Raw genomic sequence first — 12896 nt, forward strand, 5'->3', positions numbered from 1 at the left:
CCGTTCAGCCAGTCTTCAGTCTGAGGAGATAACTATGAAAGACGAACAATTGGCGGCGAATTCGTTGTCATCCTTCAGGCAAGGCGCTGGCGTTGGTCAACAGGCTGTGGCGGGCTGGTGTGAGGATGGACGCCCATTGTTTGTCATCGATGGGCAAGGGAACTGGTATTATCAGCATTCTCCATTGCCAAAAAAATTTGCCCGGCTGTTTTCATCAATTCTGAATTGTGTTGATGGCGTTTACCAGTTGATTACCCCGGTCGAGAGGGTGGCTGTCGAGGTCCGGGAGTATCCTTTGCTGGTGGTGGATTATGAGGCGCAGGATAGCGGTTTTTGGATCAGAACCTCACTGGAAACCGAATTTGTGGTCAATAAGCAGGCACTGACCTGTTTGGATGAGAGTGTATTGTGCATTTTGCCCCGAGGACTCAAGGCAAAGTTTAATCGGGCCTGCTATTACCGGTTTATCAATGAGTTTGTACTAACCGATGATGATGGGCAGGATACCTGGTAAATCGCGGTTAAGTAGATGAGCATAATTAAACCCGCCATTCACTAGAGTAATGGGCAATAGGTGATAGTATTAAAATGAAGTATCGCGCAGGAAGCGCGTTTGCCTGTTAACCGGAAAGAGGAGTTGCCGTTTGGACCGTTCGGAAAGCCTGGGTTATTTGGTGAGTCACCTTAACGTCTCGTTGCAGAATGAGCTGAACGAGCGTCTGCACCGTTATGATTTGGACATCAAGGTCTGGCCGGTACTCTTTACCCTGTGGCAGGAAGAGGGGATTACTCAGACTGAACTCTCCAAGCGTTGTGATGTGGCCAGCTATACCATGACCCGCCTGTTGGATCAGATGCAAAATCAAGGGTTAATTACCCGATTTCAGGAGCTGGATAATCGCCGGGCATTTAAAATTTTTCTGACTGACGATGCCAAAGCGATGGAACTGGATGTAGTCCGTGAAGCTGAGCGGATCAATGACAAGTTTTTGCAATTGCTGTCAGAAGATGAACAGCAGCTATTCATGCGTTTACTCAATAAAATAAATCGCCTCTAATTTCTATGAATAAATTTCTGAGTGTTCTGCCGGTGCTGTTTGTCAGCGCATGCAGTCAGATCCCCGCGCCCTGTAACGCCCCGGCACCAACCCATCAGGGGTACTTCGAACGGGCATTGCCTCTGCCTCAGGGAGGACAGTTGGTTGTGCAGGAAGGGGCGCTGGAGCCCCGGTCTATCGGCAGTGTTACGGTGCTTTGGTATCGGGATCTGGCGGTGGGGGATTTCGTTGACGGTGTCAGTTTCGCCCGGGATGGATTTGTCACGTCTGCTGAACTGGTATCACAACGGCAGCTCAAAATAACCACCACCAGTGCGGGCAGTGGCAGCTATCAGCAACACTATTGGGTATGTATTGACGGTACCCGATTACAACTTTGCCAACCTTAAATCAGCAATAACAGCAATGCGGCGGACATGGCACAGGCGCTCAGAATATAGAGTCGCCGGCTTTGCCGCATTTGATGATCACGCCCCTGTTTGATTGAACAAACATGTTCAAAAGCCCTGTTATGGTGTCTGTACAGGCGACAAATAATTAATTGACTGTCCGGCTCGACCAGGGTGGTCAACCGATAGTTGCCACCATTTGTTGTTTTGACATTGTACTCAGCCTGGGGAGAAATGCTGAAGCGTCTGCAGATCAGTTCATCATCCACCCAGAGTGTTTCCCATCCCATCCAATTGCTGGCCTGAAAGCGGAAAGTGTGTCCCTGATGCCGGTGCAGAAAACTGATCATGTCTATCAACCTTTGCTGATTTTGGAGTAATAAATTAAGCAAAAGAATTCACTGTTTGCCACCTCATTTCAGGTACGTTGACGCCATCGGTTGCTTAGAGGCCTGTGACGATTGAGAAATTTTTTATTAGAGCAAGAAGCAATAAAAACGGGAGCCGTTAGAGGCTCCCGTCCCGATGTCAGTCAAATCGCAGTTACTTACTGAGCGGCGGCATTGATGATAGCCCGGGCCATTTCGTCAGCGACATCGCCCGTTGTACGGCCTTGTTCGTCAGCCTGCCGGAATATTTGACCCAGGGTATCGTAAATTTTCTCTACCTTGGCTGTTGAGCGACCCGCGTCGTAATCATTTTCAAAGGAAACATTGATAATGCCTCCGGCGTTGATGACATAGTCAGGTGCGTAGAGTATCCCCATCTCTTTAAGCATTTCCCCATGACGCCGCTCAGCCAATTGATTGTTGGCACACCCCGCCACAATGCTGGCTTTAAGCAGTGGCAGAGTGTGGTCGTTGAGCGTCGCTCCCAGCGCACATGGGGCATAGATATCCACATCCTGAATGTAGATATCCTGAGGTGCCACGACTATGGCCCCAAACTCTTGTTGAACTCTGTCCAGCGAGTGTTGATTGATGTCAGTCACAATCAGCTCGGCACCTTCCTGATGCAGATGGCGGCAAAGGTAATAACCAACGTGTCCTACGCCCTGAACGGCAATCTTCAATCCCCGCAGGCTGTCCAGACCTCGCTGATGTTTTACTGCGGCTTTGATCCCCAGATAAGTACCTAATGCAGTAAAAGGAGACGGATCACCGCTTTTACCTTCAAGACCCGCCATATAAGGCGTTTCCCGGTGAGCAGTCATAATATCTGATGTAGTGACGCCAACATCTTCAGCCGAGAGATAACGTCCTCCCAGGCTGTCTACGGCACGGCCGAAGGCCAGAAACAATGCTTCGCGATCTTCAATCAGCCTGGCATCAGCCATGATCACTGCCTTACCGCCACCCATTTTCAGACCGGCAAGGGCATTTTTATAGGTCATACCGCGGGACAGACGCAGCACATCGGTCAGGGCATCATCATCGGTGGCGTAATTCCATAGACGGCAGCCGCCTACAGCAGGCCCCAGATTGGTGTTGTGAACAGCGATGATGGCCTTCAAGCCGGTTTGTTCATCGTGACAAAACTGCACATGCTCATGATTGTCGAATGAAGGGTGATTGAATACTGCCACTTGATAATTCCCTGTTGCTGACGGGAGACCCGCGGGTCTGTATCCCGGTGATATTGTTTGCGGAACCATAGCATTTCGGGATAAGCTCGGACAAAGACCAGATGTAGATTGACTGTGATCTATGTGGCAATTTTGCTTTCCACTTTACGTTAACGTAAATCTGGTCGGAGTTGTTTATCCCGCCTTGTCATGTGAGAAAGTCACAGATGCTATCCAGTCTATCTGTAGAGCGTCCCCGTTGGGAATAACCAGTCCGGAACATCAATAATAACTAAAAAGGATCAGGAAGCAGTATGACCGAGCAAACCCATTCCTCTACCACACAAGAAAATGCAGCACAGCAACTCAGTCCTGAACAAATAGCGCAGATGCAGCAGCAATGGGTGAGAGAGCAGTTTCAAAAGGCCAATAAATTTCTGGCCGAAAAGGGTGTAATCCCCGGAAAAGTACTGACAGACCAAAGCCGTTATCTGGTGCCCTTTGTCGCCGTCTGGAAAATGGAAGCATCGCAACCGAAAAAACATCAGTACTGGGTGATTTCCGGTGATTTGCCGACAGATTATGTGTCTGCGGATGTCGCACCTACTGCCCGCGAAGCCATTAAACACTTTTCCCTGACCTGGCAATTAAAAGCTGAAAATCTTATTCAGTCCGGTGTGGTCAGAGATCCCACTCAGGCCAAATTTGCCAATTTGCTGGTGGCCAGAGCGCAGAGTCTGTACAAAATGCAGGAAGATGAAAAGCTCTGGGCACAGCAGGCCTGAGTTAATATCCTGAATGACAAAGGCACCTGATATGGTGCCTTTATTGTTTATGAAGGTACGTCATGGACGGGAGAGCAGTTCACTCTTCTTCGGGAAAATACAACAATCCCTGATTGACCAGACTCAGTAATCGCATCACGGTTTGTGGATGTTGGCAGATGTCTGCGACAAAGCCTGCGGGCCAGCTGAACAAATCCGCCATTTGGGACAATTGCGCCTCATTGAGATGCTCAAAACTATAGGCTTCACCATTGATAAACAGCCTTGGCAGCTCATCGTCTTCCATTCGCAGTATTTTCAAGCCACCAATGCGCTGCAGGGCATTGTTTTGCTTAATGGCATCCATCAATTCGTCCTGCGTGTACAAAGGTTCCGGTTCACTGATGTCCAGTTCAAACCGATTTTGACTCAACAGTCTCCCGAGAATATCTGCCATGCCTTGTCTGTCAGCCAACAACCTGGTTAACAGTTCACTCATCTGCTGCTGGGTGGCTGTCGATACCATGCCACGTGCGTCGTCCTGTTTGCCCGACATATAACGCAACGTGCCCAATTGTTTATCAAGCAGATAGTCTGCGATTTCTCCAAACAGTTCCTGCTGTGAAGGGGCCCGAAAACCAATAGAGTAACTCATGGAAGGCTCGAGGGTATTGCCACAGTGGGGATAGCCCGGAGGGATATAGAGGATATCACCGGGCTCAAGGATTTCATCCAGCACAGGAGTGAAATCTTCGATCAGGGGAGAGGCCGGATTATTGGCCCGGGGCCGATGGTGACCACGATCGCCAACTATCCAGTGTCGCCGTCCCAGCCCCTGCAGAATAAATACATCATAGTTGTCGATATGGGGGCCGACACCACCCTGAGGCATGGCAAAAGACACCATGAGATCATCCAGCCGCCAGTCCGGTAAGAAACGCAGAGTTTCCATCAAATCCTGGGTTTGTGGCTGGTAGTGATTGACTGCCTGCACCAGCAGTTGCCAGTGACTTTCACCAAATTGGCTGTAGTCTTCAAATGGTCCCTGCAGTACCTGCCAGTCGTCTGCTTTGGTGACAACGACCCTGGAGCTGATTTCTGACTCCATCGCCATGCCGGCAAGCTCATCCGGTGTCAGTGGATCTTTGAAGTTGCTGAAGGCGCCTTTGATGACCAAGGGCTTTTGCTGCCAATATTGAGAGAGAAAGGTGTCAATATCCAGATTAAGCGAGTAGCGCATAGTACTTCCTGTGGCTGTACAATTTGGCGGCAGTGTACCACAGCGGATGCCTGTTTTTGCCAATGGAAGCACAAACAAAAAGGGCAGCCAGAGGCTGCCCTTGAATTCAACTGATGTCGGATTACTTCAGATCATCAACGAAAGCGACTGCACGGCCAATGTAGTTGGCCGGGGTCATTTTCTTCAGCTCGACTTTGACTTCTTCCGGCAATTCCAGACCATCGATGAAGGCAGCCAGTTGCGCGCCATCGATTCGTTTGCCACGAGTCAGCTCTTTCAGCTTCTCATATGGCTTTTCGATGCCATATCGACGCATAACGGTTTGTACTGGTTCTGCCAGTACTTCCCAGTTGTGATTCAGCTCGGCCAGCAGGTGCTCCTGATTCACTTCCAGCTTGCTCATACCTTTCAACGTAGACTGATAAGCAATCAAAGAGTGAGCCATACCCACACCCAGGTTACGCAGCACGGTAGAGTCGGTCAGGTCGCGCTGCCAGCGGGATACTGGCAGTTTAGAGGCCAGGTGCTGCATGATGGCATTGGCGATACCCAGGTTGCCTTCGGAGTTTTCGAAGTCGATTGGGTTAACCTTGTGCGGCATGGTGGATGAACCGATTTCACCGGCAACCGTTTTCTGCTTGAAGTGACCCAGAGCTATGTAGCCCCATACGTCACGGTCAAAGTCGATCAGCACAGTGTTGAAGCGGGCAACTGCGTCAAACAGCTCGGCGATATAGTCGTGTGGCTCGATCTGAGTGGTGTAAGCATTCCAGGTCAGACCCAGGCTGGTCACAAAGCGCTGAGACAGAGCATGCCAGTCAACTTCCGGGTAGGCAGACAGGTGAGCGTTATAGTTACCCACTGCGCCGTTGATCTTACCCATGATCTCTACAGCTTCAATCTGCTTAACCTGACGTTCCAGACGCACGGCAACGTTAGCCATCTCTTTACCCAGAGTGGATGGAGAGGCTGGCTGACCGTGGGTACGGGACATCAGTGGTACGTCACGGTAGTCACGGGCCAGCTGCTTAATGCCGTCAACCAATTGTTGGCAGTATGGCAGCAGTACCTGCTCGCGGGCTTCTTTGAGCATCAGACCATGGGACAGGTTGTTGATATCTTCAGAGGTACAGGCAAAATGCACAAACTCACCAATAGCGGCCAGCTCGGCGTTGTCTGCAATCTGCTCTTTAATAAAGTACTCAACCGCTTTTACGTCGTGGTTGGTGGTCGCTTCAATGGTTTTCACCCGCAGCGCATCTTCTTCGCTGAAGTTGTCCTTGATGGCATCCAGCAATGCGAGAGCGTCTTCGCTGAACGGTGGGACTTCGGTGATTTCAGGACAACTGGAGAGCAGTTTTAACCAGTTAATTTCGACCTGAACACGATACTTGGTAAGACCGTACTCGCTGAAAATCCCACGCAGGGAGGCGGTTTTGCTACCATAACGACCGTCTACCGGAGAGATCGCAGTCAGTGCGGAAAGATCCATTAAAAGCTCCTTGATGAACTTGGCTGATAGTTATAGGGTGAGGCTTTTTTTAGCTGTATCCAGTATCGCTTTACGGGCAAACACCAGGTGTCGGCGTTTGCCGCCCAGTTGGCGCCACAGCACGGCGCTGCGCATGGCTGCCAGCAGCAGGGCGCGAATTTTTTGTTGTACCAGCGGCCGCTGCAGGCAGGCCGGATTGCCGGTAATCTGAATTTTGGGACCCAATTCGCTGATCACGTCACTGTAGATACTGGCAAGATTGGCTATCACCTGCTCGTCAGTCACTTTGAAATGATGCAGTTGGCGCTGAACCTGGCTTATCCGCTCGGCCAGCATGCCCATGGCATTGCCGGATGCTGTCAACTTGCGCTCCAGTGCCAGAATGCCGACCAGATAACGGGTGATCTCCATATCTTTACGGTTGCCATCACCCAGCTGATCCAGTATCAGGCGGTACCCTGCCTGCAGGGCAAATTTATCCTGATAGACATCTGCGGTGACATCCGGATGGGTCACGTTGATGGTATTTAAACTGGCTGCCAGCGCGTCGATATCGGCTTCCCCGTGGCGGGCCAGCTTCTGGACCTGTGCCAGACACTGTAAAATGCCGGCAAATGCCATAGTCCTGTCGTACAAAGGGTTACTCAAGATTTACTCTCTAATTAGTGTATCGATAATGCCGCCGCCCAGGCAGATTTCACCATCATAAAATACGGCAGACTGGCCTGGCGTTACTGCTTCAACCGGTTCATCGAAAATCACCCGGATTTCGCCTTGCCCGGTGTGGGTAATGGTGCAGCCTATATCTTTCTGGCGATAACGGGTTTTTACCGTAATGCGAGCGTTATCGGCCGGGCCTTTGCGGTCTACCCAGTGCAGTTGGTTTACCGTCATGCCTTTGGACATCAGGCGAGGATGATTATGCCCCTGAGCCACAACCAATACGTTGCGGTCCATGTCTTTGTCCACCACAAACCACGGGTCTTCGGAGCTGTTTTTCATGCCGCCGATACCCAGGCCTTTACGCTGACCCAAAGTGTGATACATCAGGCCCTGGTGCTGACCGATGACTTCACCTTCGGCAGTTTCAATATTGCCGGGTTGTGCAGGCAGGTAGTTGGCCAGGAAGTCTTTGAACTTACGCTCACCGATAAAGCAGATACCCGTGCTGTCTTTCTTATCGGCAGTCACCAGGCCTTGCTCTTCGGCAATGCGGCGCACTTCCGGCTTCTCCAGATGACCAACCGGAAACAGGCTGCGGGCAACCTGCTCATGGCTTAAGGTATAGAGAAAGTAGCTCTGATCTTTGTTGCCATCGAGGCCACGCAGCATTTGCGTCTGGCCATCTTCAGTGTCGTGACGGCGCACATAGTGACCCATAGCGATATAGTCCGCATCAAGAATATCCTGGGCGAATTCAAGGAAGGCTTTGAATTTGATTTCCTTGTTGCACATGATGTCCGGGTTAGGGGTACGACCGGCTTTGTATTCTGCCAGGAAATACTCGAACACATTGTCCCAGTATTCGGCGGCAAAGTTGACTGTGTGCAGTTTGATGCCGAGCTTGTCGCACACCGCCTGGGCATCCTTGAGATCCTGCGCGGCGGCACAGTACTCGTCTGTGTCATCTTCTTCCCAGTTCTTCATAAACAGGCCTTCCACCTCATAGCCCTGCTGTTTAAGCAGATAGGCCGATACTGAGGAGTCAACACCGCCGGACATCCCGACGATGACTTTTTTGCCTTTGGAAGCAGGAGTAATCGATGTCATAGATAGTTTTTAAACCTGAAAATATAAAATTGCGGCCGACAACAAGTGACGGGGAGTATGCTCCTCATCCCTGCGTCCGGCTGGATTATGCGGGTGCGTATTCTACCACGCTTTGGAGGGGGTCGCTATCAGCAGGGAATCGGCATTGAGCAGTTCGGTTCCGCTTCCTTTGCCCTCAAGATAATCTTTTATGGATTTTGCCACTAAAATACTGCGGTGCTGCGCTGTGCAACTCAGTGCTTCATTGGTCGTTAACCAGCATGCCTGCTGGATTTGCCTGTCCTGAGGACGGGGCTGAGGCATATCACTGAGTTCAGCGGCAAAGGTGAAACGCAAAAACGCCAAATTCTGTGTTGCTGAAAATTGATAAATGCCAATCAGGCGCTCGGGAGATACCCGAATGCCGGTTTCTTCAAATACTTCACGGCGACAGGCATCCAACAGAGTTTCATTGGCTTCCAGGTGACCTGCAGGTTGATTCCAGCGAATCTCGCCATCAATGCGCTCTTTTACCATCAGGAAATGACCTTTGCAGTGCACAACGCATGCCACGGTGACATTGGGACGGTATCTGTCGGACATGATTATCTCCCGGCTTGGATAATGGGCATATCCAGCACCCGATATTGACCACTGGCAAGACTATCGAGCCGATAAGGGCCGATAGCGTAACGGATAAGCCTAAGCGTGGGAAAGCCAATATGAGCTGTCATCCGCCGAACCTGACGATTGCGGCCCTCACAGATCTGGACTTCAAGCCAACTGGTGGGAATGGCTTTACGTTCACGTACCGGTGGGGTGCGTGGCCAGATATCGGGCTCGTTCATCAGACGGACTTTCGCTGGCAGTGTCATACCATCTTTCAATTCAACACCCTGACGCAGTTTGATGAGATCGGCTTCCTCTGGTATGCCTTCAACCTGTACCCAATAGGTTTTATAGGTTTTCTTCTTTGGCTCAGTCAGTCTGGCCTGCAGCAGACCATCATTGGTCAGAAGTAACAGGCCTTCACTGTCCCTGTCCAACCGCCCGGCGGCATAAACCCCGGGAACATCCACATAATCTTTTAATGTCTGCCGGCCTTGCTGGTCGGTGAACTGACAAAGCACATCAAATGGTTTGTTGAACAGTACAATGACAGGATGTTGCGCTCTGGGCTTGGTCTGACGACGACCTGTGGTGCCGGCACGAGTGACAGTGGTGGCTGTTGAAGCTTTGGCCTGAAGTTTGTTTTTACCGAATGGGGCTCGGTGTTTACTGCGGGAATTGGAATACACGTTTGGACGGGGATAGGCTGTCGTGAATTTTGTACAGTTTAACCGGCATTTGGCTTAAGTGGAATTTGAATCTGGCTGTGAATGCTCTATCATGACCGCCAACAAATGTGATCTCTGTGGAGAACAGCTGCTGTTTTGCGAGACTCGACCAGGGTGGGTTGGGGTCACAGACACCAAAGCCGAAAGGCACCTTTCCCCGTTGGCCCGATAATCGGGAGCATGTCACTCTGGTCCGGTAGACTGATAAAAATAACGCAAGTTTATAATTACAATCACTGTACTTAGGACGAGAAATGAAAGATAACCCAACCATTATTTATACGGAGACCGACGAAGCTCCTGCTCTGGCGACCTATTCTCTGCTGCCTATCATCAAATCCTTTACCCAGATTGCCGGGATAAATGTTGAGACCCGCGATATTTCCCTGTCTGGCCGGATCATTGCCTGTTTCCCTGAGTTACTGACACCCGAACAACGAGTGGCCGACCATCTTGCAGAGCTTGGCGAGCTGGCGCAGACGCCGGGAGCCAACATCATCAAACTGCCGAACATTTCCGCATCCATTCCTCAGTTGAAAGCCTGTATCAAAGAGTTGCAGGCCAAGGGCTACGCGCTCCCTGATTATCCTGATGATCCACAAACTGATGCAGAACGTGCGATTAAAGCAACCTATGACAAGGTGAAAGGCAGCGCGGTGAATCCGGTGCTGCGTGAAGGCAATTCAGATCGCCGTGCCCCTGCGTCCGTTAAGAATTATGCGCGCAAACATCCTCACTCCATGGGGAAGTGGGCGGCGGATTCAAAGTCTCATGTTGCGCATATGGACAGCGGCGATTTTTATGGCAGTGAGCAGTCGGTGACTGTTCAGTCGCCAACCAGCGTAAACATTGTACTGGAACAGGCCGATGGTAATACTCAGGTTCTTAAGCAGAATCTGACGTTGCTTGACGGTGAAATTATTGACTCGGCAGTGATGAGCAAAAAGGCGCTGGTGGCTTTTTATGAGCAGCAGATCGCTGCAGCCAAAGCGGAAGACGTGTTGTTGTCGCTGCATTTGAAAGCGACCATGATGAAAGTGTCAGATCCCATCATGTTTGGTCACTGTGTCAAAGCCTATTATCAGGCCGCGTTTGATAAGCACGCTGCGCAGTTTGAAGCGCTGGGGGTTGATGTCAACAATGGTATTGGCGATGCCTATGGCAAAATTCAGTCTCTGGATGCTGCCAAACGTGCTGAAATCGAAGCTGATCTGAATGCGGTTTACGATATTCAGCCGCCACTTGCCATGGTGAACTCAGATAAAGGCATTACCAATCTCCACGTGCCGAGCGACATCATCATCGATGCTTCTATGCCTGCAGCTATTCGCTCCTCCGGTCAGATGTGGGGACCTGATGGTAAATTGAAAGACACCAAGTTTATGATCCCGGATCGTTGTTACGCCGGGGTTTATCAGGAAACCATCAGTTTTTGTAAAGAACACGGTGCGTTCGATCCCGCAACCATGGGCAGTGTACCCAACGTCGGGTTGATGGCTCAAAAGGCCGAAGAGTATGGCAGTCATGATAAGACTTTTGAGATCAAAGCCGCCGGTACAGTAAAAGTTGTCAACACTGATGGCGAAGTGTTGATGAGCCATCAGGTTGAAGCAGGGGATATCTGGCGCATGTGTCAGGTGAAGGATGAACCTGTGCGAGACTGGGTTAAGCTGGCGGTAAATCGTGCGCGCCTGTCCAATACTCCGGCCGTATTTTGGCTGGACAGTGCCCGCGCGCACGATGCTCAGCTCATCCGCAAAGTAGAAGCATATTTGCAGGATCATGACACCACTGGATTAGAGCTGCACATCATGTCTCCTGTTGAAGCGACCCGTTTTTCACTGGCTCGCATTAAAGAAGGTAAAGATACCATCTCAGTGACAGGTAACGTATTGCGTGACTACCTGACCGATCTATTCCCGATCCTGGAGCTGGGCACCAGTGCCAAGATGCTCTCTATCGTGCCCTTGATGAATGGTGGTGGTCTGTTTGAAACCGGCGCCGGTGGCAGTGCTCCAAAGCATGTGCAACAGGTTGAAGAAGAAAACCACCTGCGCTGGGACTCCCTGGGTGAGTTTCTGGCTCTTGGGGCTTCCCTTGAACACCTGAGCCACTATGCCAATAACCGCAGCGCTATGGTGTTGGCCAACGCGCTTGATCTGGCAATTGGCAAGTTTCTTGATGAAAATAAGTCGCCATCACGCCGCGTAGGTGAGCTGGATAACCGTGGCAGTCACTTCTATCTCGGACTCTACTGGGCTCAGGCGCTGGCGGCGCAAACCGAAGATGCTCAGCTGGCTGCTCACTTTGAACCTGTGGCCAAGACGCTGGCCGACAGCGAACAGCAAATCGTTCAGGAGCTTAATCAGGTGCAGGGTGTGGCAGTGGATTTGGGCGGTTACTATCGTCTTGATGAGACCAAAGCCAATGCTGTGATGCGCCCAAGCGCAACCTTAAATCATATCATTCAATAACATTAAGTTGGGCCACCTGCGGGTGGTCTGATTTTGTTGGTTTGTCGGATAATAAAAAAGCAGGACATTGTCCTGCTTTTTAATTTCTGTTTTGCGCAATCACTTGGCTGGAGTGATGGCGGATGCGTGCATCCCCTTGGGACCTTGTTCTACTTCGAAATTTACAGGTTGGCCTGCTTTTAGAGTTCGATAGCCTTCCATTTCGATTGTAGAATAGTGTGCAAAGACATCCTCACCACCTTCATCAGGGCAGATAAACCCGAATCCTTTGGCGTTGTTGAACCATTTAACAGTTCCGCTTGCCATACTTCCACTTCCTTCTGTTGTCCACTTCCCAGTAAGATAGTAAAACCTGAAGAGCGACTCCCTAACTATCGCTCTGTGAACAGAATGAGAGCAGCCATTTGAGATGTCAAGGGTAAATTAACATAAATACAACATTTGGTTAATTTTATATTGTCAATTGGTGGCGCCGTATATCAGAGGCTAAAATATACGCATGGGTAAAACAGGAAATATCGAACGGGTACAGTCCAGAGCTGAAACGGAGTTGATGCCACCTTCTATGTATAAGGTGATACTCAACAACGATGACTATACACCGATGGATTTTGTCGTTGAGGTGTTACAAATGTTCTTCAAGATGAACGAACAACAAGCGACAGATATCATGTTGACCATTCATTATCAGGGTAAAGCCGTGTGTGGCGTTTTCCCTTTTGGTATTGCGGAAACCAAAGTGATCCAGGTCAATCAATTTGCAAGGGAAAACCAACATCCGTTACTGTGTTCATTGGAGAAGGCGTGACTTTGACGCCCAGTACAATTG

15 protein-coding genes are annotated in these 12896 nt (G+C 50.3%); 6 read left to right on the forward strand and 9 right to left on the reverse strand.

The window, feature by feature from the left end; genetic code table 11:
* Window positions 1–34 precede the first annotated feature (34 nt).
* From ACRRUX_RS19655 to ACRRUX_RS19665, 3 genes are all read left to right on the forward strand, one after another.
* A complete protein-coding gene (locus tag ACRRUX_RS19655; RefSeq protein ID WP_432533788.1) occupies window positions 35–514 on the forward strand; it encodes a DUF1285 domain-containing protein in 480 nt (159 codons plus the stop codon).
* A gap of 130 nt (window positions 515–644) precedes the next feature.
* Window positions 645–1058, forward strand: a complete 414-nt coding sequence (locus ACRRUX_RS19660) for a MarR family winged helix-turn-helix transcriptional regulator (protein ID WP_432533790.1) — start codon at window positions 645–647, stop codon at window positions 1056–1058.
* Between the two features lie 5 nt (window positions 1059–1063).
* Window positions 1064–1447, forward strand: a complete 384-nt coding sequence (locus ACRRUX_RS19665) for a PliI family lysozyme inhibitor of I-type lysozyme (protein ID WP_432533792.1) — start codon at window positions 1064–1066, stop codon at window positions 1445–1447.
* Here ACRRUX_RS19665 and ACRRUX_RS19670 read toward each other — a convergent pair.
* Together ACRRUX_RS19670 and ACRRUX_RS19675 are read right to left on the reverse strand one after the other, a co-directional pair.
* Window positions 1444–1797, reverse strand: coding sequence for a hypothetical protein (locus tag ACRRUX_RS19670; protein WP_432533794.1), 354 nt, complete (start codon window positions 1795–1797; stop codon window positions 1444–1446). The two genes, ACRRUX_RS19665 and ACRRUX_RS19670, sit on opposite strands and share 4 nt — an antisense overlap.
* Before the next feature lie 197 nt (window positions 1798–1994).
* The gene (locus ACRRUX_RS19675; RefSeq protein ID WP_432533796.1) at window positions 1995–3032 is read right to left on the reverse strand and encodes a Leu/Phe/Val dehydrogenase; all 1038 of its coding nucleotides are present in this window, start codon (window positions 3030–3032) and stop codon (window positions 1995–1997) included.
* Between the two features lie 293 nt (window positions 3033–3325).
* Here ACRRUX_RS19675 and ACRRUX_RS19680 point away from each other — a divergent pair, with 293 nt between their 5' ends.
* A complete protein-coding gene (locus ACRRUX_RS19680; protein ID WP_432533798.1) occupies window positions 3326–3796 on the forward strand; it encodes a DUF4826 family protein in 471 nt (156 codons plus the stop codon).
* A 79-nt stretch (window positions 3797–3875) separates the two neighbouring features.
* On the opposite strand, the gene ACRRUX_RS19685 is transcribed toward ACRRUX_RS19680, so the two are convergent.
* The 6 genes from ACRRUX_RS19685 to ACRRUX_RS19710 all read right to left on the reverse strand — a co-directional run bounded on the left by ACRRUX_RS19685 (window position 3876) and on the right by ACRRUX_RS19710 (window position 9554).
* Window positions 3876–5015 carry a JmjC domain-containing protein gene (locus ACRRUX_RS19685; RefSeq protein WP_432533800.1) on the reverse strand — a complete coding sequence of 380 codons (1140 nt, stop codon included), beginning with the start codon at window positions 5013–5015 and terminating at the stop codon, window positions 3876–3878.
* Window positions 5016–5136: 121 nt separating this feature from the next.
* Window positions 5137–6507, reverse strand: a complete 1371-nt coding sequence (gene purB / locus ACRRUX_RS19690) for an adenylosuccinate lyase (RefSeq protein ID WP_432533802.1) — start codon at window positions 6505–6507, stop codon at window positions 5137–5139.
* A 30-nt stretch (window positions 6508–6537) separates the two neighbouring features.
* On the reverse strand, window positions 6538–7155 hold the full coding sequence (hflD, locus tag ACRRUX_RS19695) for a high frequency lysogenization protein HflD (protein ID WP_432533804.1): 618 nt from the start codon (window positions 7153–7155) through the stop codon (window positions 6538–6540).
* 3 nt (window positions 7156–7158) lie between these two features.
* Window positions 7159–8277, reverse strand: coding sequence for a tRNA 2-thiouridine(34) synthase MnmA (gene mnmA / locus ACRRUX_RS19700; protein WP_432533806.1), 1119 nt, complete (start codon window positions 8275–8277; stop codon window positions 7159–7161).
* 102 nt (window positions 8278–8379) lie between these two features.
* Window positions 8380–8859, reverse strand: coding sequence for an NUDIX hydrolase (locus tag ACRRUX_RS19705; protein WP_432533808.1), 480 nt, complete (start codon window positions 8857–8859; stop codon window positions 8380–8382).
* 2 nt (window positions 8860–8861) lie between these two features.
* Window positions 8862–9554: a pseudouridine synthase gene (locus tag ACRRUX_RS19710; RefSeq protein WP_432533810.1), complete on the reverse strand. Its 693-nt coding sequence runs from the start codon at window positions 9552–9554 to the stop codon at window positions 8862–8864.
* Between the two features lie 293 nt (window positions 9555–9847).
* On the opposite strand from ACRRUX_RS19710, the gene ACRRUX_RS19715 reads away from it, so the two are divergent.
* Complete coding sequence (locus ACRRUX_RS19715; RefSeq protein ID WP_432533812.1) at window positions 9848–12067, forward strand: NADP-dependent isocitrate dehydrogenase; 2220 nt, start codon at window positions 9848–9850, stop codon at window positions 12065–12067.
* Between the two features lie 99 nt (window positions 12068–12166).
* Here ACRRUX_RS19715 and cspD read toward each other — a convergent pair whose 3' ends face one another.
* Window positions 12167–12373 (reverse strand): cold shock domain-containing protein CspD, encoded by a 207-nt coding sequence (cspD, locus tag ACRRUX_RS19720; protein ID WP_432533814.1) that lies wholly within the window; start codon window positions 12371–12373, stop codon window positions 12167–12169.
* 193 nt (window positions 12374–12566) lie between these two features.
* Here cspD and clpS point away from each other — a divergent pair, with 193 nt between their 5' ends.
* Entirely contained in the window at window positions 12567–12875 is a 309-nt protein-coding gene (gene clpS, locus ACRRUX_RS19725) for an ATP-dependent Clp protease adapter ClpS (RefSeq protein ID WP_432533816.1), read from the forward strand.
* The last annotated feature ends 21 nt before the right edge of the window (window positions 12876–12896 follow it).

Origin of the sequence: Shewanella sp. GXUN23E, from assembly GCF_050865035.1 — a bacterium.
Taxonomy (GTDB): Bacteria; Pseudomonadota; Gammaproteobacteria; order Enterobacterales; family Shewanellaceae; genus Shewanella.

Coding starts and splice junctions, on each gene's coding strand:
- mnmA (WP_432533806.1), bottom strand. CDS start 8,277: ATGACATCGATTACTCCTGCTTCCAAAGGCAAAAAAGTCATCGTCGGG.
- ACRRUX_RS19665 (WP_432533792.1), top strand. CDS start 1,064: ATGAATAAATTTCTGAGTGTTCTGCCGGTGCTGTTTGTCAGCGCATGC.
- cspD (WP_432533814.1), bottom strand. CDS start 12,373: ATGGCAAGCGGAACTGTTAAATGGTTCAACAACGCCAAAGGATTCGGG.
- ACRRUX_RS19685 (WP_432533800.1), bottom strand. CDS start 5,015: ATGCGCTACTCGCTTAATCTGGATATTGACACCTTTCTCTCTCAATAT.
- clpS (WP_432533816.1), top strand. CDS start 12,567: ATGGGTAAAACAGGAAATATCGAACGGGTACAGTCCAGAGCTGAAACG.
- ACRRUX_RS19715 (WP_432533812.1), top strand. CDS start 9,848: ATGAAAGATAACCCAACCATTATTTATACGGAGACCGACGAAGCTCCT.
- ACRRUX_RS19705 (WP_432533808.1), bottom strand. CDS start 8,859: ATGTCCGACAGATACCGTCCCAATGTCACCGTGGCATGCGTTGTGCAC.
- ACRRUX_RS19655 (WP_432533788.1), top strand. CDS start 35: ATGAAAGACGAACAATTGGCGGCGAATTCGTTGTCATCCTTCAGGCAA.
- ACRRUX_RS19680 (WP_432533798.1), top strand. CDS start 3,326: ATGACCGAGCAAACCCATTCCTCTACCACACAAGAAAATGCAGCACAG.
- purB (WP_432533802.1), bottom strand. CDS start 6,507: ATGGATCTTTCCGCACTGACTGCGATCTCTCCGGTAGACGGTCGTTAT.
- ACRRUX_RS19670 (WP_432533794.1), bottom strand. CDS start 1,797: ATGATCAGTTTTCTGCACCGGCATCAGGGACACACTTTCCGCTTTCAG.